Origin of the sequence: Pseudomonas extremorientalis, from assembly GCF_001870465.1 — a bacterium.
GTDB lineage: Bacteria > Pseudomonadota > Gammaproteobacteria > Pseudomonadales > Pseudomonadaceae > Aquipseudomonas > Aquipseudomonas extremorientalis.
The window spans coordinates 267,941-284,526 of sequence record NZ_MDGK01000017.1 but is presented as its reverse complement, the minus strand read 5'-3'; the positions used below and the strand labels follow the sequence as shown (position 1 = coordinate 284,526).

The following is a 16,586-nucleotide window of genomic DNA, read 5'->3' as shown; positions in this document are numbered from 1 at the left end:
ACAGCAGCTTTCGCGATCCTGGAGAGGCTCCTGCCTCGAAATTGACTTGGGCATCTGACCTCACTTATACAGCAGTCAGCCCCCTGCCGTAGCTGTCCCAGTAGCTTTCAAGCTTACTGCCCCACCCCATTGAGATGTTTATGAGTGCTGATTTGACTGAAGAAGAAATGCGTCGTGCCCTGTTCGGTACGGCTCAGCCTGAACATCAGTTGCCCGCCGCTCCGTTGCAGGAGCCAGTGCCAGATGTAGTGTTCACGAAGCCGGTAGCAGCTCCCGCAGCCAAGAAGAAAATGGGCAAAGCATTCACGCCCAGGCTCAGGGTCACTCTCCGAGTCGGAAACGAATTCGAAGGAAAAACGTACGAGCTAATTCACGAAGCCGGCACGTTGAGCTCGCTGCTGGCTGAGCAGGAGGCTGTGAAGTCTGCTAGGAAAAAGTACAAGTACGTGGAGGTCGTCTCGGTCAAGTCGATGTAGATGGAGCTCATTAGCTCCTCAAGCCGATCACCTTACGCGGCCTTCAGCTTGGGCGCATTACGTTTCAGATCTCGATATCATGACCTCTAGTGCGATGATCATGCCTGCCAACGTTAGGCCGCTGCACCCGCTCATCGCGTCAACAACTTCCCGCCGCCAAGGGAGCTGGAAATGCTAGGACTGAAGGTTGAGATTTGGGAACATTGGGAGGAACTTTGCTGCTACTTCATGGAGCAAATAGCCCACAAGCACGACCCGCATATCAAATACCAATGCTACGGTCACAAAGGTCAGAGCCAGTTTGGGGTTGATCTAGTCCCCAAAAGCTCGGATTTTCCACTGGTCGGCCAATGCAAGTTGCGCGAAACCTCATTCACTTGGAAGCAGGTGCTGGATGAGTTGGAAAAAACTGATGGGTATGCAGGAAAAATTCAAGGCTACGTGATTTTTACGACTGCTCACAAGCACACCACCATTCAGGATCAGCAAAACAGTGGTTCTGTCTATCGGCATAAGCGTCCGGACGGAAGCTCATTTTCCGTTCATGTGAAACACTGGGCCGATTACAGTGCGGATGATCTCAAGTCCATACCTCAAGACGTACTGCAGCGTATTTTCCCAAACGCTTACAGTTTGTCAGTTACCCCACAAGCACCCTCCAATGATGACTACATGGTGTCGCTCGCCAAGCTGCGCAGCTACGTCCCCACCTGCCTCTCTGTGTCCGATCTGCATTGGTTGGAGCAGTACGACTTCACCCTAGGATGGATCCCGGAGCTAGCTTTCGATGCATTTCGAGATCTTCACCGTGACGTCGAGCAAGTAGAAGACGCGCTCCGCTTCAACATCAAAAGCTGGTTACACCAGGAAGGCTCGGAAGAGATTAAAGCTTCTCTCTTGGCCGGGAAAGACTTCTATGACGCGTTAAAGGTGTTCGTTAATGGGGTTCAAGGCCAAATCGTTGGTGATAATCTTCCCGACGGCACCTCAATTCTGACAGTCACCGACCAGCCACGCTGGGAGAAGCACGCGAGACAATTCGCGAGCGATGCTCAATACCTCGCCAACGTTTACAGGATGTCAATTTTGGGTGAGCGTGTTCGGAATTAGTTCTATGTTCGCGGCTCTTTTAGTTTCAATCGTCATAGACTACGAGACAGGATGGTCGCCAAAGGCTTCGCGAAGCAGGCTCTGCATCATCACAGAGGCAGGGCCTTCGAGAAAGTGCTCCTGACCGCTGATATCAAACCGCGCAGGATTAATGTGAACAACAGTCGCGCCACGTCCCAACGCGCGTAGCGGAAGCTCTGCTGCCGGATAAACAATCCCGGACGTACCAATCGACAGGAAGACATCGCATTCCGCTGCTGCTGCGATTCCTGCACTCCAAGCGTCCTCTGGCAGCATCTCACCAAACCAAACGACTCCAGGTCGAACATATCCATCACATGCAGAGCATCGTGGCGGCTCAATCCGACTCCCGCCCTCAGGCAGAGCTTCGGACGTGAGGGGCAACGTATAAGCAAGCCGGCAATCGATACACCGAGGCGAGTGCAGGCTGCCATGCAGATGGGATACGTCCCGGCTGCCTGCCCGTTCATGAAGGTCATCAACATTCTGAGTCACGACAGTGAGCTTGGGTACGTACCTGGCCAGTTCGGCGATAGCGAGATGGGCTCCATTTGGCTGCGCCTGCAGAACCTTATTCCGGCGCCATTCATACCATCCCCAACACAGTGATGGATCAGCTCGGAATGCGTCGCTGGTGGCGAGCTGTGCAGGATCAAACCGCTCCCACAGCCCAGTCAAAGCATCTCGGAATGTTGGGATGCCGCTTTCTACTGATACACCAGCGCCTGTGAAGACAACGACATGCTGAGCGTTACGCAATTGCTCAGCGAGGGAGCTGGTGATCATAAGCATTCCTTAGAATCGGATCTCATTTGGGTGCCGCCATTATGGCCCGGTGCTAATCTTGCCTGTCTCGTGCCATCATAAAGTCAGCGAATGCGTTCGCTGGGTTGTGCCCACCTTCATCACCCGCCCTTCCAAGTGCTTCAGGGGTTACATCTGTTGTAGGCCAAACACATCCACTGACGAAATCATGCAGAAAGCCTAGGCTGTCCAGCTTGATGAAGAACTCATCGTCTGTTTCACCCTTCTGCCGCTTGGTGTAGTAATACGAGAGTGCGCTAGTGAGCACGTCGGTAAGCTGAATACCATCAGAGTCGTGTGAGGCGCTGAAGGTCAACGTATTCAGTCTCAGGGGCAACTCAATCTGGGCGTTTCCGAAACCGATCACTTGTTGCTCTTCAGCCTGCTCTTCGAGCTCGGCGATTGCCTTGAAAAAATCGGCCTGACGTTCCAGGGGCTCCGAGTCATCGCATATCGCGTCGAACCGGGCGTGCTGCCTTCCCCATTCAACACACAGTGAAAAGAACGCCGGGATCGCAGGGTTGAAGGTACTCTTGGGCAGCTCTTCGAGGGCATCCCGAACAATCATCGAGCTCATTGACAGCATCTCAAGCTCCCACTCCATCGGCAGCGTGCTCTGTGCGGCAGCTTCTTTCATCACCTCTAAATACTCGTAGAACGCGGTGATAGCTTCCTCGCTCTTCTCGCCGCACATGTCGTAGTAGAAAGAAAGAAATTGATCAAAGCAGGCATCTCCCACTGCGAGTGGAAGGCAAGCGAAGATCATGTTGCTCAAAGCGATGTTCTGGCCATTCTCATAGAGGTTGAAGTCGAATTGGTAGTAAAGCAGCGGCTCCAGGAGGTCATCGATCACCTTGGTCAGCAGCATGAACCGCTTGTGAAACACCTGTGCCTTGAAGCGCTCAGGCGTCACTAGACCAGACCGAAATAGCTCAATGACCCGATCTTGCCCCCGCCCAGTCTTTCGAAGCTTTTTGAAGTGGATTTCAGGCGCCTGCCTGGAGCGCAGTGGGCGGAGCAATCGCTCACACTCTTCAGCGTTGAAGTCACAGGAGCCGAGGATAAACAGTGGTTGGTCGAGATCGGCCAGCTGACGTCCTGTGTTGCCTGATTCGTCGAAGTAGATTGTTGTCATTTCGCTACCCTGCGTTTCTGCCTTCGTGGAGTCCTGAATGGCCAGCATGAAGCTGGCCACCACCTCATCGATATCAGAACTCGTGTTCAACATCATCGAAGAAGTTTACGTGTAGCTCGTACTCGAGCGAGCCAAAACGCGCTAGCAGGTCTGCCCTCAGTTCGCCTTCAGCTTCAGGTTCAAAATTGATCCAGTAGCTGTACACGAGACCATCATCCGACTCGTTGGTGGTGATCTCTGATCCCGCCAAGAGCTCGCCATCTTCGACCGATATCCCCAGCTCGCTTGCGAGTGCTTGCGCCATGGACATGCGGTTGCTGTTTCGAGCCTCTTCCACCTGAGCCCAATATTCGTGCTCAGATCTACGATCTCGATCAGCATCTGATTCCATACTGGAGATGGATACGCCATCCTCTGCAAGCAACCACTTACCATCACGGCGAAGCAACTCGACTGTGGCGTTAAGGAAGAATGCTGCACCGTGATACACCCGATCTTGGTCTTGCTCGCCCTGATAGGTCAGCGAAACTCCCAAGCTCAGTATCCCGGTTGAGTCGGCGTATTGAGTAGCATCGACCGTCAAGGCGTCCACCGTGAATCCGCTTGCATTTGTCTCCGCAATCGCACCGGACAGCTGATCTTCCAACTCCTGATCCAGATCCGAGTAAACATCGTCCTCGTGGATCGCGTCGTCAAAATCCTTGATCCCAAAGACAGCCATCATCAAGCGCGGATCCTCGGGGTTCCGCTGAGCGACCACAGCGAGCTCGTGGTAATCAGCAAAGCCAGCTTTCCGTGCGAGGGTCTCTTGAGCGACAGAAAGCTTTACGTCCTGATCACGAGCGAGCTGCTTGGCTTGAGATTTGAAAATGTTGAGCGGGGAAAAATCGGACATAGCAATGTCTCCAAAACCATAGACGCTTTGGTTACCGATTGCCTGTTCACCGGGCAGCGTCGGGTTAGGGACATGCCGATGTAAAACGAGGGATGTATCTACGATGGGCTATTGCTTCGCGAAACAGGCGCCAGGCGACCATCACCGCCTGGGCCGATCATAGGTCAGGGAAATTAACTCTGCAATAGGCTGCGCGAGCGGCAGCCCTAGGCCGGTTACGCGGGGAGTATCTAAGAGGGGGGCTCGGGTATCTGCCATGAACGCAAGCGGAGCGCGCCGGCTCGGGATGTGCCAGAGGCTTGAGGATGGAAGCCCGCAGGGCCAAAACCTGGCGAAGCCAGGGTTTGGTTTACGACAGCCGTACCCCAGCGGGGGCAAGCCCAAAACTGCAACGGCATCATCGCCATTAAGCTGCAGTTATGAAGATATCCCGCATGCCCCGCGTACGCATCAGCTTTGTTTACCAGCCCAGGATTTTCTCAACCCCTGCGGTGAGGTCAACCCGATCAGTGACCTTGCTCAAGTCTTTGTGATGAAGGGCGTCTTCTGCGGCATGCAGCTCAGTAACCTTTTTCTTGTCGTGCTTGTTCAGGAGTTGCTCCAGGAAGTACAGGACTTCGTAGCCTTCGTCCTTGTCTACCTGACGACGATCCTGAATGCCAGCATAAGGCGAGTCCCCTTCATCCCGAGCCCAAGTGTAGGTATAGACATCAGTCTGAAGGTTCGAGCGTTTCAGCGTTACAGCCATGTGAACTCCATTTGCGTGAACAGCTGTGGAAAGATAAGTGCTCCATGCGAGCCAACGCTGCCCCCTATATGGCGAGCACGAAGGTGCTTGGGCACCCTAATCCTGCCTCAGCTATGGCGCAGTGTCACGTGGCAAGTGGCTCTTTGATATCGCACTTAAAGCGGCAAACGAGAGGATGTCACGACCCTCTTGGCCATAGACCAAGAGGGTCGGACGATCTCAGCAATACCTGGGAGGGTTAAGCCGCCGGCTCGGGAACCGCTTTCAGGTTCATCTGAGCTTCGAAGATGAGCAGGTCGCTCTCTTCATTGTCCCTCATCAACCCAATGACCCTAGAGCTAACCTGGATCTCGCCATTTCTATCGAGGCGAACATACTGGGGGTATCGATCAAGCAACAGCTCGGACAGACCACGACTGTAACCCTCTCGGATTAGCTTGATTTTTGCGTCATCCGTGGTGCCATATTTCATGCGTTTATAAAAAGCTGGATCAATAGCCCCAACCCCGTTCAGCACCTCAACAAATTTAAAAATCTTGTTGTCGAAAAAATCATCTTCTTCCTTAAGACGAACGATAGCGAGATTGACTCTTTCTACATCATCCTTGGTTGAAATTCTGACCCAATAAGGAAACTGGCTATTACCAAACTTAGTATCACCCCAGTTTGCGACATACACATAGTCCGTCCCCTTTTTCTCAGGAAGCTCGCGCCAATATTTTAATGTGTACCTTAGTATCTGCTTGAGGCTGTATTTTTTCAGTTTCCAGTCCAAAAACATAGCATAGAAATCTATAGTAGCCTTGTTTTGCAGTCGCTTTAGGTCACTGTACTTTCTCTTATCATCGAAATTGTCAACAAAGCAAGACTTGATTTCTAGCAGGAGGCGGTCAGCGCTATCGATCAAACCATATTCCTCAACCGACGTACTAATCGCGCTATCAATCTGCTCCTCAGTGGCGAACACGTCAATCTCACTCACACTGTTAGCGATCAGCAACTGGCCAACCTGCGTCTTGACATACTCACACTCTTGACCAGTGACTATGCCAGGTTGGAGGTTTTCCAGCCTTGCCACAGCGTCACGATGCCGGTCTGCCATTGGGCCATCCAAAATGGCAGTCTCTTGAAGCAGAACGTTGCTTACGCTGTCTTCGTCGACCTTCGAAACATTCACGTTTTTTTCATAGAAGGTCTGAAGATTAGATTTCTTATTCGTGAAGCCGTCGACACCCAAAAGGTAGATGCTTGACTCTAACTTTTTAAGCGTGGTGCCCGCTTCGGGTGCGAACACCTCGCTAAATCTATTGACACGACCGATTAGGTTTTTGAATTGCGATGAGGTCAGATTTCCACGGCCTTTTGAATAGTCAAAAATAAACAGGCGCTCAATAGGAAGATTTACGCCTTCAAGCAGAGTGGAGTTGCAGACCAGATACTTCATCGCCTTTGACTGGTGGAACAGGTTTTCCAAATACAGTCGTATGGTGTCCGGGATCGAGCCGTGGTGGTACATCACTCCCCTGCGCAAGCATGAAATCAGCCTATATCGCTTATCGAATGTCTCCTCAAGCTCATCACAAGCTCGCTGAACTAATGGGCAGTCGATATCAGGTAAAGTGTTGGCGAGCTCGACGGCGAACTGCTCAATTTTCTTTTTGGTGTTGCCATAAATAATATTCTTGGCTAACGATTCGCGCTTGATCAGGTCGAAGCAATTCTTGTGCTTTCTGTCGATTTCCAACCATTGGTTGAGGAAATGGTCGTAGAGTTTCAGCTTGCCGTCGTTCTTCCCAGTCCTGAAGTCTCTGGTGTAGAAGCGCTCAGACTTGATGTATTCATCTACCCTGAAGCCCTTGGGTGTCATATCAAGGTAACGAACTCGAACGTTAAGCTCGTTACAAAGGAAAGGAGTCAAAAACTTAAATGAAGTCTGAGAATTCCTAGCGCCTAGGATGCATAGCATAGTCGCCAATAGTTCATTGCGACTGTCGCCCTGAAGGAGGTTGTGAGCCTCGTCCACAAACACCATATCGAAGTACAGACCACTGTATTCGTTTAGTAGTCGATTCAGGCGCTCTTGTGTAAGCACAAACGTTCGATTGTTTCGCTCGGGCGAATACATCTCCGGATGCGTCACCACCTTGCCCAACTTTGGAATATCTGAATAAATCAGGCGCTTCTTCGTCTGGGCGAGCAAAGCTTTCGATGGCACCAAGATAAGGATGCGTTTAGAGGGGTTGTCTTTGACAGATTTGATAATGAGCTCAGACTTCCCGTAGGACGTCGGGGCAATGACTACTGACGAGTTCTCATATTCGTCCTGGACGAAAGTTCTCAGAGTATCCTGCTGCTCCGTAAGCACCATCCCCTGATCACGGAATGTGTCTACGTAACTACTCACAATATTTTGAATGAATGACCTACTTAGCCTTTCATCTTTCTCAAAAGATTTACCGAGAACAGCAGAGACAGGTAATAGCCCACTATTGATAGATACGTCATAAAGCGGCTCGTATCTCCCCGTCAGATTGCCATAAAATAAAGTCACCCTATAACCTAAACGCTTTATTTCAGGCGCTTTGTGGTTGAGGAGCAGGACTGCAATCGCAAGCAGCTTAACAGTATCCCCGTCGGACATCTCGCTGCCACGGAGAAGCTCCATGTAAATGTCTTTGAAACGGGTTTTTGCCAATTCCTTGATAGTTAGCTCTTGCATTTAGCATCCTGCCTCGGCGCGGAGAAAGTCTTCCAGTTTCTGAAGTGTTCCCTTATGGAGGGATAATACCAAGACAGTTTTGAAGATAGGAGTCGCTGTTAGGGTAGTGGTAAAGTCCGCAATACTTGTCTCCATAACCTTGTGCGAGACATCATTGAATAAAGCAGAAACCAAGACCACGTTATTGTCTGATGGTACGGCAGAATTCCCGTAAGCTTTGTCACCCTCCATGCCCAGGATGGCGAGCACAGATTCTTTGTAGCTTTTCTTATCGTTGATGGATTTCTGCGCGGCATTCATGGCGTTCAGCCAATGATTCATTTCTGATTCAGCGAGTCGGCCCTTAAGGTCATCACGTGCTTTGGCAAGCATGGATTTGCTGGCTGCACAGGAGGTTTTCTTTCCGGCTGCCCCCGACTTCACTTCCGTAATCCACACCTCGTCAGTTGAGGGTTGATAAAGAATGAGATCAAAACCTTTCCGGATATGTTTTTCTTCCATATTGAAGAAAGGCGAAACGACATCAAAATCGTCGAGCATTTCGAGTATTACGACATGCGCAAGCAACTCTCCCAGCATCCCAGTACGAGTATTCTGATCCTTGCTGGAATAGCGATCCCAGAATGACTTCAAGGTTGCCGCGTATTTGAATACCACCATGCTCCGGCTCGCCTGATCGGCGCCATGGCATATCCTGGTCAGATTTGCCCTGAGAGTGTCCTTCAGCTCATCTGAGAAGGACTCGATGCAGCACATTGCGTATTGACCCACTTGCTTGAAAACGACGCCATCCATAACTCAAATATCCAAAGGGGCCGCAGCCTCTGAAATCCTGCCGCTGCATCCATCGCAGCGGCCTGTAGGTCTACTGTTGGTTTTACTGCCAAGTAGCAAGGCCAGCCCACAGGCTGAAATAGCCATGACGGCACTATGCCACTTCTTGAAGTATAGCGAGATGATTCTGTTGAAAGTAGAGACCAACGCCTGTCGGGGCGGGCTGCTTTGAGCCAGGTCAGATCACATGCTCACGCCACACTCACTCTGCGGAGAGTGGTGCTAATGTCCAGGGGACAGGCTGCGGAGGTTCCGCAAGCTGGATGGATTGGGAGGTTTGATGCGACTGATTGCGCAGATTAGCTACGCAGTTCCTGACATGCTGGAAAAAAGATTCGGGCGCCAGCGGATAGCGCCAGCCAAGATGGCCGAAGGGTGGACGCCTGCCGGGCGAAAACCAAGCGCAGCCAAGGTTTGATGCGCGGTGGCCCAGCACTGCGGTAAGCCACCCAAATCATTGACGAGCCAGGATGGATTACGTCGAAGACGCTCTCGTTCACCTCGATCTTCAAAGTGCCTAACCGGGCTAACAGATCTGCTCGCAGCCCCAGGTAGGATCGCTACAGAAGGGCAGCAAGCAGGCTGGATTATGCTTCCAAGCGGAAGCATAAAGATAACGTAGCCGGTCAGAGAGCTCGCATCCAATCAAGGGTGCTGCGGAAAACAGGATATTCTTGATCTATCGTCTCCGGCTGCCAGGTTCGAATATTATCTTCCTGAGCAATGATTGCGGCTTCCCCTTTTTCCACAATGCTCAAGGCATCCTCAATACATCCCATCGGCCAGACCCAAGTTGAAAATCCTGCTTTCATGGCTTCATGAGCCGCATCTGCGAGCGGTCGACCGTCAGCATGCCTCGCGAAGGCAGCCCAACAATCCGCTGCAGTTCCGTTCTGGGATTTCTGAGGCATTCCATTTCCTCCGAGCTGGAAACCTTCGGCTTGGCTGACAACCCGAAGTGCAGATCTGACGTTATCCATCTCTTCGCATTCCTTCGGAAGCCAAGGGCCTCTAGCGTGGGTGAAAGCAAAATCCAAGTCAGCGATCACGCCACATTTGATACCCATTGCCGTCAGTACAGAAAATCCTTTAGGTATAGCGGTGCAACTCCCAAGGGCAACGAAACAGATCCGTTCAAGCTCCGGACTAACGCCATAGAGCTTCTCGTAAATGAGGGGTAGCAACCTCTGGTCAGTTTTGCCCTCACACAAAATTACCTTTTCGGCAAAATAGATCTCCGCAATGTTTCCAAGCTCAAAAAGCGTTCGAGATTGCGCTTGAGCCTCTGCTATAGCTTGAGCAACCGCCGTGCCCATAGGAATGCGAACCTCGGAACCGTTCTCCCGTGAGCGGCGCACGATTACCGTTTCAGGCGCATTATCCCTGCTTACCATCAATGGCGAATGGGTCGTGAACACAACTTGGTAGCCGGATTTTGAAAGCACATGGAGTGCTTCTCTAAGGCCCCTGACACCTTGTGGGTGCAGAAAAACCTCGGGTTCATCGATCAGCAAGAGACGACGAGAAAGGTCTTGATCGCGGGTTTTACGGATGTCGGCTAGGAGCCGGATCAAGGCCATTTGTATTGCGCGCTGAGCACCGCTTCCTAAAGTGTCGAATCGTCTGGTTTGACCGGATATCTCATCGGTCACGTTTAAATCACCGCTCTTGAAAAACTCCTTAACGTCGATTGACGGTACGTCCAGGTTTAACATCAAACCAGGGAAGAAGCTTGAGAGGGCATTGGTGGCGCTGGTGTCGAACTCATTCAGCAGAGGGGATCGGTTCTCACCGTCGGATCCCAGTATATTCCTGACTGCTGTGAGTGCATCCTGAACCTCTTGGTGGGCAGTGAGGATGGGTGCCATGATTTCATCCAGTAGCCCACGAATTGTGCTGCCAGCTTTGCCTTTGCCTAGGTCTTCCTGGACATCATCCATGGCGCGGATATGCAACGCTTCAGGTAACAATGCCGAAATGGCTTGAGGCAACCCCGTCGGATAGGAGCGCCACGACGTAGGCAGACCTTGCTCATCTATATCAGCATTCCCCCACACCTCTGTGGTCGGTTTGGTTGAGCCCGAAGCAGAAATCCTTATCCAAAGATCACCGTTGATGCAGTAAGGGGTAATCGCTGCTTGATGTTTGGCTTCAGGGATTTGCGCAATCAGTTCCTCGGTAATCCCGGATACGCAGGCGCTAATGATGATGGGCTGAGTCGGATCATTCGCGTCTGTCTTCGCAAATGCCTTGGGCGCAAGCACTAATCTGATCGCGTCGAGGATGGTGGATTTTCCTGCGTTATTCTGACCGACCAGTGGGGTGAAATCGCCCAGTGGCAGGATTACTTGCTTGCAAGAGCGGAAGTTCTTGATGTGTATCTTGCTCAAGGCGTGCATGGGATGAATTCCTTTTCTACGGTGGGCAAGGCTCCTCAGCGTAGCCTGAAAGTGGCGATGCGCCACAATCCTGGCATCATTGCTTAAGGATGCAGCAGCGCTGTGAGCACATATCCTCTCTCGCGCAAGCGGAGCCCGGCTCCTTATCTACATATCTTCTGATAGGTTAGATTTGAGTACACAGACCAAGAATGCGTACTGACCAAAAGGTCAGCCAAAAACAGTTAGATTGGGTAAGCGATTGATTTATGGATCATAATCTAGAACTAACCGTTAGCAAGGCACCGGAACAGCTGAGTGATTTCCCAAGCACCACTGCCTTGACCAGTGAAGCCCTGCAACGCGCCAGTGGGCAAGCCCAAGCCCTGCGCACTGAGTTGCGCAAGGCAGTGATTGGCCAGGATTCGGTGATCGAAGACGTCCTGACCGCGCTGATCGCCGGTGGCCACGTGCTGCTCGAAGGCGTGCCAGGGCTGGGCAAAACCTTGCTGGTGCGCGCCCTGGCACGCTGCTTCGAGGGCGATTTCGCGCGTATCCAGTTCACCCCGGACCTGATGCCCAGCGACGTCACAGGCCACGCCGTGTATGACCTGCATACCGAACAGTTCAAGCTGCGCAAGGGGCCAGTGTTCACCCACTTGTTGCTGGCCGATGAAATCAACCGTGCTCCAGCCAAGACCCAGGCAGCCTTGCTCGAGGCCATGCAGGAACGGCAGGTGACCCTCGAAGGCGAGGCGCTGCCCATCGGCCAACCGTTCATGGTGTTGGCGACACAGAATCCCATCGAACAGGAAGGCACATACCCCCTGCCGGAGGCGGAACTGGATCGCTTCATGCTCAAGGTGCGCATGGATTACCCCGACGCGCAGCAGGAACTGGAGATGGTGCGCGAAGTCACCCGCTCGTCGCGGGCCGACATGCTGGCTGTACACCCATTGCGCACCGTATTGCAGGCCGAAGATGTGCTGCAACTGCAGCAGGTTGCCAGTGACCTTGCCCTGGATGAACAGGTGCTCGACTATGCCGTGCGCCTGGCACGCGCTACACGCAGCTGGCCAGGGCTGGCGATCGGTGCAGGACCGCGCGCCTCAATCGACCTGGTCCGCGGCGCCCGTGCCCGCGCCTTGTTGCGCGGTGGTGAATTTGTAACACCGGACGATATCAAGGGATGCGCCCTGGCAGTACTGCGTCATCGCGTACGTATCGCCCCAGAGCTGGATATCGATGGGCTGGAGGTCGACCAGGTGCTCCGGCAGTTGTTGGATCAGATTCCGGCACCCCGGCAGTGACTCGCCCATGAAGCCGACCCGTCTGCTGTTGAACTGGCTCGGCGCATTGCTGGGTCTGGGCATTTTGCTGGGCACTGCGGCAGCATTGCAGCTCACAGTACCGGACACCTTGCACTCAGTCGTCTGGGGGTTACTCCTGGCGTTGTTGCTGCTGGCCATGCTGGACGCCGTACGATTGCATCGCCGCCCATCTCCGCATGTACAACGGCAGATGCCCGGCAGCCTGGCGCTGGGACGCTGGGGCGAAATCCGCCTGGCTCTGGAGCACGACTTCCCACAGCCGCTGACGGTGCAGGTATTCGATCATTCCCCCGACGGGCTGAGCGTGGAGAACATGCCTCAACCCATAACCTTGTATCCCGGTGAACGCAGCGAACTGGGCTACCGCCTTCGCCCCCTGCGGCGCGGGCATTTCAGTTTCAGTCGTTGCGAAATACATCTGCCCAGCCCTATGGGGCTGTGGGCGGCACGACGCCTTATCGAAGTGAGCGATTCCACCCGCGTCTACCCGGATTTCGCTCGGCTCTACGGCGCCCAACTGCTGGGTGTGGACAACTGGCTGAGCCAATTGGGCGTTCGTCAACGTCAAAGGCGCGGTCTGGGGCTGGAATTTCATCAACTACGTGAGTTTCGCGAAGGCGACAGCCTGCGACAGATCGACTGGAAAGCCACCGCCCGACAACGCACCCCCATCGCCCGTGAATACCAGGATGAGCGCGACCAACAAATCGTGTTCATGCTTGATTGCGGCCGGCGCATGCGAAGCCAGGATGACGAACTGTCTCATTTTGACCACGCCCTCAATGCGTGCCTGCTGCTCAGCTATGTTGCCTTGCGCCAGGGCGATGCCGTGGGGCTGTGCACCTTTGCCGGTGACCAAACGCGCTACCTGGCGCCGGTCAAGGGCATTAGCCAGTTGAACCTGTTGCTCAATGCGGTGTACGACCTGGACACCACCCGACGGACCGCCGATTACCAGGCGGCGGCAAGCCAACTGCTGGCCCGGCAGAAGCGTCGAGCCTTGGTCATTGTGGTGAGCAACCTGCGGGACGAGGACGATGAAGCCCTGTTGACGGCCGTCAAACGCATCAGTCGTCAACATAAGGTGCTGGTGGCCAGCTTGCGCGAGGAGGTACTCGACCAACTGCGTCAAGCCCCCGTGCAAACCTTGCCCGAAGCCCTGGCCTACAGCGGCACTATCGACTACCTCAACACACGGGACGAGCTGCATGACCGCCTGACCGCACATGGCTTAGCCGTCCTGGACACCTTGCCATCCGAGCTGGGCCCCGCACTGGTGACACGCTACCTGGGCTGGAAGAAAGCCGGCGCTTTCTGAGAAAAGCGTTCTGAAAAACCACACTCGACCACGGTAGAGGTAAATCCCTCTGAACCGGGTCGACAGTGCGTTGTAGCTAGGCCGAAGCCTGCAAGGGGTCAAAACTGAAGTAATGCAACAAGACGTTGATCAATTGCCCATACTCCTCCGGGGCCTGCAGCACACTGAACCCGGAATCGTAATGCTGCGGGTTGATATCTTCGTGGCTCCACAGGCAGGTAGCCGTGAGATCAATGGGATAAAAGGTGCCGTCAGCCTCCGGAATCTTCAAGCGCAGCTCGAAATCCACGTCGACCATCATGGGCAATTGGCTGATCAACATCAGCCCGTCTTCCGAAACATTGCCCAAAAAACCGATGGGCTTGTCGGTGAGACGGTTAAACACTTGCAGGAAGTAAGGTAGCTGATGCCGCTCGATCCGTCGGTCGGTAAACATGGTGAGATCGCCATCCAGTGGCCATAACGCGGCCGTGCCAGTGATTCGGAACGAGTAATAAAACCCGCTCTCCATGGATCTCGGTAAGACAACGGGCAATAGTCCGTCGCCAGAACAGCTACCGAGTCCGGGCCCACATTCGTTTGCATAGAAACTTGTACAAACGAACATTCAAAGGATAGCCCAAGACTGGCAACAGGCCAGTTATGAAATGGCGATTATCATCACAATGAAGCGGGACGCGGCTGGGCGACACTTGCACCGCGGTAATGCCCCAACTGCTGCAAGGTATCGAGCCTCGCACGAGCACGATAGGCGTACTCACTCGACGGGTACTGATTGATGATGAACTGATAGGTCTGCACCGCATCGACGAACAGTTTCTGCCGTTCAAGGCATTGCCCGCGCAACATCGATACCTCCGGTTGCACATAGCGGCGCGTGCGGCTTTCACGGTCGACCTGGGACAACTCCAGGGTGACACGCTCGCAATCGCCGACCTTGTAGGCGCGGTAGGCATTGTTCAAATGGTGGTCCATCGACCAACGGGTGCAGCCGACAACACTGACGGCCAGGGCAGCAATGAGCAAAATTCGCATGAGGGTTCTCCTGTCTTGTGCAGTGTATCGACCCCTCGTTAAAAATCTTCAAGGATGTTCGTATCCAGCCGCAGCGAAAACAAGGCAATCGTCGATAAGTAGTGCAAACGAACAATGACTACAACGAAAGAGCATAGTAGCCTTCCTCAGCGCTTGAACTCAGGAGTCTGTGCATGTCCGTCCGTCGTACCAAAATCGTCGCCACCCTTGGCCCGGCCAGCAACTCGCCGGAAGTCCTCGAACAGCTGATTCTGGCTGGTTTGGACGTTGCCCGTCTGAACTTCTCCCACGGCACCCCGGACGAGCACAAGGCTCGCGCCAAGCTGGTGCGTGACCTGGCTGCCAAGCACGGCCGCTTCGTGGCACTGCTGGGTGACCTGCAAGGTCCGAAAATCCGCATCGCCAAGTTCGCCAACAAGCGGATCGAGCTGAAAATCGGCGACACCTTCACCTTCTCCACCAGCCACTCGCTGACCGAAGGCAACCAGCAAGTCGTGGGTATTGACTACCCGGACCTGGTCAAGGACTGCGGCGTCGGTGACGAACTGCTGCTGGACGATGGCCGCGTGGTCATGCGCGTCGACACCGCCACCGGCACCGAGTTGATCTGCACCGTGACCATCGGCGGCCCGCTGTCCGACCACAAAGGCATCAACCGTCGTGGCGGTGGCTTGACGGCACCGGCCCTGACGGAAAAAGACAAGGCTGACATCAAGCTCGCCGCCGAAATGGAAGTGGACTACCTCGCCGTGTCCTTCCCGCGCGATGCCGCCGACATGGAATACGCTCGCAAACTGCGCGACGAAGCCGGCGGTACCGCCTGGCTGGTGGCGAAGATCGAACGCGCCGAAGCCGTGGCCGACGACGAAACCCTCGACGGCCTGATCAAGGCTTCAGACGCGGTGATGGTTGCCCGTGGCGACTTGGGCGTGGAAATCGGTGACGCCGAGCTGATCGGTATCCAGAAAAAGATCATCCTGCACGCACGCCGCCACAACAAAGCGGTGATCGTGGCAACCCAGATGATGGAGTCGATGATCCAGAACCCTATGCCGACCCGTGCCGAAGTGTCCGACGTGGCCAACGCCGTGCTCGACTACACCGACGCCGTGATGCTCTCGGCTGAAAGCGCCGCCGGCCCGTACCCGCTGGAAGCCGTGCAAGCCATGGCGCGTATCTGCCTCGGCGCTGAAAAGCACCCGACCAGCAAGACCTCCAGCCACCGTATTGGCAAAGAGTTCGAAAGCTGTGACCAGAGCATCGCCCTGGCCGCCATGTACACCGCGAACCACTTCCCCGGTGTGAAGGCGATCATCGCCTTGACCGAAAGTGGCTACACGCCGTTGATCATGTCGCGCATCCGCTCCTCGGTGCCGATCTACGCGTTCACCCCGCACCGTGAAGCCCAGGCCCGCGCGGCGCTGTTCCGTGGCGTGTACACGGTTCCGTTTGATCCGGCTTCACTGGCACCGAACGAAGTCAGCCAGAAGGCAATCGACGAGCTGGTCAAGCGCGGCGTCGTGGAGCAAGGCGACTGGGTCATCCTGACCAAAGGCGACAGCTACCACACCACCGGTGGCACCAATGGCATGAAGATCCTGCACGTGGGCGACCCGCAGGTCTGAGTGATACGCTGAAAAACAAAAGCCCCGCCATGAAAATGGCGGGGCTTTTTGCATTTCAGGGAAGCGGTTGTGTGATGCCAAAGGACCTCATCTTGACCGCGCCGCCGACCAAAGGTGGGAGGGGACTTGCCCCCGATGAAGCCCGATCAACCACCAC

Annotated in this window: 14 protein-coding genes; 5 read left to right on the top strand and 9 right to left on the bottom strand. The window is 54.2% G+C overall.

All coding sequences use genetic code 11. From position 1 onward, the window contains the following. Positions 1–140 precede the first annotated feature (140 nt). Together BFN10_RS08780 and BFN10_RS08775 are read left to right on the top strand one after the other, a co-directional pair. Entirely contained in the window at positions 141–476 is a 336-nt protein-coding gene (locus BFN10_RS08780) for a hypothetical protein (protein WP_071489342.1), read from the top strand. 171 nt (positions 477–647) lie between these two features. Then, a complete protein-coding gene (locus tag BFN10_RS08775) occupies positions 648–1,586 on the top strand; it encodes a hypothetical protein (protein WP_071489341.1) in 939 nt (312 codons plus the stop codon). Between the two features lie 39 nt (positions 1,587–1,625). Here BFN10_RS08775 and BFN10_RS28695 read toward each other — a convergent pair whose 3' ends face one another. From BFN10_RS28695 to BFN10_RS08735, 7 genes are all read right to left on the bottom strand, one after another. Continuing rightward, positions 1,626–2,393: an SIR2 family NAD-dependent protein deacylase gene (locus BFN10_RS28695; RefSeq protein ID WP_027981122.1), complete on the bottom strand. Its 768-nt coding sequence runs from the start codon at positions 2,391–2,393 to the stop codon at positions 1,626–1,628. A gap of 52 nt (positions 2,394–2,445) precedes the next feature. Continuing rightward, a complete protein-coding gene (locus tag BFN10_RS08760) occupies positions 2,446–3,594 on the bottom strand; it encodes a DUF3800 domain-containing protein (RefSeq protein ID WP_244159044.1) in 1,149 nt (382 codons plus the stop codon). A gap of 25 nt (positions 3,595–3,619) precedes the next feature. Then, positions 3,620–4,441 (bottom strand): hypothetical protein, encoded by an 822-nt coding sequence (locus BFN10_RS08755; RefSeq protein ID WP_027981124.1) that lies wholly within the window; start codon positions 4,439–4,441, stop codon positions 3,620–3,622. Between the two features lie 460 nt (positions 4,442–4,901). Next, complete coding sequence (locus tag BFN10_RS08750) at positions 4,902–5,189, bottom strand: hypothetical protein (RefSeq protein WP_071489338.1); 288 nt, start codon at positions 5,187–5,189, stop codon at positions 4,902–4,904. 238 nt (positions 5,190–5,427) lie between these two features. Further along, complete coding sequence (locus BFN10_RS08745; protein ID WP_071489337.1) at positions 5,428–7,908, bottom strand: DEAD/DEAH box helicase family protein; 2,481 nt, start codon at positions 7,906–7,908, stop codon at positions 5,428–5,430. After that, a complete protein-coding gene (locus BFN10_RS08740) occupies positions 7,909–8,703 on the bottom strand; it encodes a Hachiman antiphage defense system protein HamA (RefSeq protein ID WP_010425947.1) in 795 nt (264 codons plus the stop codon). 665 nt (positions 8,704–9,368) lie between these two features. After that, positions 9,369–11,141, bottom strand: coding sequence for an ATP-dependent nuclease (locus tag BFN10_RS08735; RefSeq protein ID WP_071489336.1), 1,773 nt, complete (start codon positions 11,139–11,141; stop codon positions 9,369–9,371). A 248-nt stretch (positions 11,142–11,389) separates the two neighbouring features. On the opposite strand from BFN10_RS08735, the gene BFN10_RS08730 reads away from it, so the two are divergent. Further along, the gene (locus BFN10_RS08730) at positions 11,390–12,430 is read left to right on the top strand and encodes an AAA family ATPase (protein WP_371914383.1); all 1,041 of its coding nucleotides are present in this window, start codon (positions 11,390–11,392) and stop codon (positions 12,428–12,430) included. Positions 12,431–12,437: 7 nt separating this feature from the next. Beyond that, the gene (locus tag BFN10_RS08725; RefSeq protein WP_071489335.1) at positions 12,438–13,769 is read left to right on the top strand and encodes a DUF58 domain-containing protein; all 1,332 of its coding nucleotides are present in this window, start codon (positions 12,438–12,440) and stop codon (positions 13,767–13,769) included. A 76-nt stretch (positions 13,770–13,845) separates the two neighbouring features. Here the strand turns inward: BFN10_RS08725 and BFN10_RS08720 are convergent, their stop codons facing one another. Together BFN10_RS08720 and BFN10_RS08715 are read right to left on the bottom strand one after the other, a co-directional pair. Next, positions 13,846–14,205, bottom strand: coding sequence for a PilZ domain-containing protein (locus BFN10_RS08720; protein ID WP_071489334.1), 360 nt, complete (start codon positions 14,203–14,205; stop codon positions 13,846–13,848). A 224-nt stretch (positions 14,206–14,429) separates the two neighbouring features. Then, positions 14,430–14,804 carry a tol-pal system YbgF family protein gene (locus BFN10_RS08715; RefSeq protein WP_071489333.1) on the bottom strand — a complete coding sequence of 125 codons (375 nt, stop codon included), beginning with the start codon at positions 14,802–14,804 and terminating at the stop codon, positions 14,430–14,432. A 173-nt stretch (positions 14,805–14,977) separates the two neighbouring features. Here BFN10_RS08715 and pyk point away from each other — a divergent pair, with 173 nt between their 5' ends. Then, positions 14,978–16,429: a pyruvate kinase gene (gene pyk, locus BFN10_RS08710; RefSeq protein WP_071489332.1), complete on the top strand. Its 1,452-nt coding sequence runs from the start codon at positions 14,978–14,980 to the stop codon at positions 16,427–16,429. Positions 16,430–16,586: the final 157 nt, after the last annotated feature.

Bases quoted from the DNA above. Each gene is read 5' to 3' on its own strand.
- BFN10_RS08745 (WP_071489337.1), bottom strand. From the start codon at position 7,908: ATGCAAGAGCTAACTATCAAGGAATTGGCAAAAACCCGTTTCAAAGAC.
- BFN10_RS08720 (WP_071489334.1), bottom strand. From the start codon at position 14,205: ATGTTTACCGACCGACGGATCGAGCGGCATCAGCTACCTTACTTCCTG.
- BFN10_RS08780 (WP_071489342.1), top strand. From the start codon at position 141: ATGAGTGCTGATTTGACTGAAGAAGAAATGCGTCGTGCCCTGTTCGGT.
- BFN10_RS08735 (WP_071489336.1), bottom strand. From the start codon at position 11,141: ATGCACGCCTTGAGCAAGATACACATCAAGAACTTCCGCTCTTGCAAG.
- BFN10_RS08715 (WP_071489333.1), bottom strand. From the start codon at position 14,804: ATGCGAATTTTGCTCATTGCTGCCCTGGCCGTCAGTGTTGTCGGCTGC.
- BFN10_RS08730 (WP_371914383.1), top strand. From the start codon at position 11,390: ATGGATCATAATCTAGAACTAACCGTTAGCAAGGCACCGGAACAGCTG.
- BFN10_RS08750 (WP_071489338.1), bottom strand. From the start codon at position 5,189: ATGGCTGTAACGCTGAAACGCTCGAACCTTCAGACTGATGTCTATACC.
- BFN10_RS08740 (WP_010425947.1), bottom strand. From the start codon at position 8,703: ATGGATGGCGTCGTTTTCAAGCAAGTGGGTCAATACGCAATGTGCTGC.
- BFN10_RS08755 (WP_027981124.1), bottom strand. From the start codon at position 4,441: ATGTCCGATTTTTCCCCGCTCAACATTTTCAAATCTCAAGCCAAGCAG.
- pyk (WP_071489332.1), top strand. From the start codon at position 14,978: ATGTCCGTCCGTCGTACCAAAATCGTCGCCACCCTTGGCCCGGCCAGC.
- BFN10_RS28695 (WP_027981122.1), bottom strand. From the start codon at position 2,393: ATGATCACCAGCTCCCTCGCTGAGCAATTGCGTAACGCTCAGCATGTC.
- BFN10_RS08775 (WP_071489341.1), top strand. From the start codon at position 648: ATGCTAGGACTGAAGGTTGAGATTTGGGAACATTGGGAGGAACTTTGC.
- BFN10_RS08760 (WP_244159044.1), bottom strand. From the start codon at position 3,594: ATGCTGGCCATTCAGGACTCCACGAAGGCAGAAACGCAGGGTAGCGAA.
- BFN10_RS08725 (WP_071489335.1), top strand. From the start codon at position 12,438: ATGAAGCCGACCCGTCTGCTGTTGAACTGGCTCGGCGCATTGCTGGGT.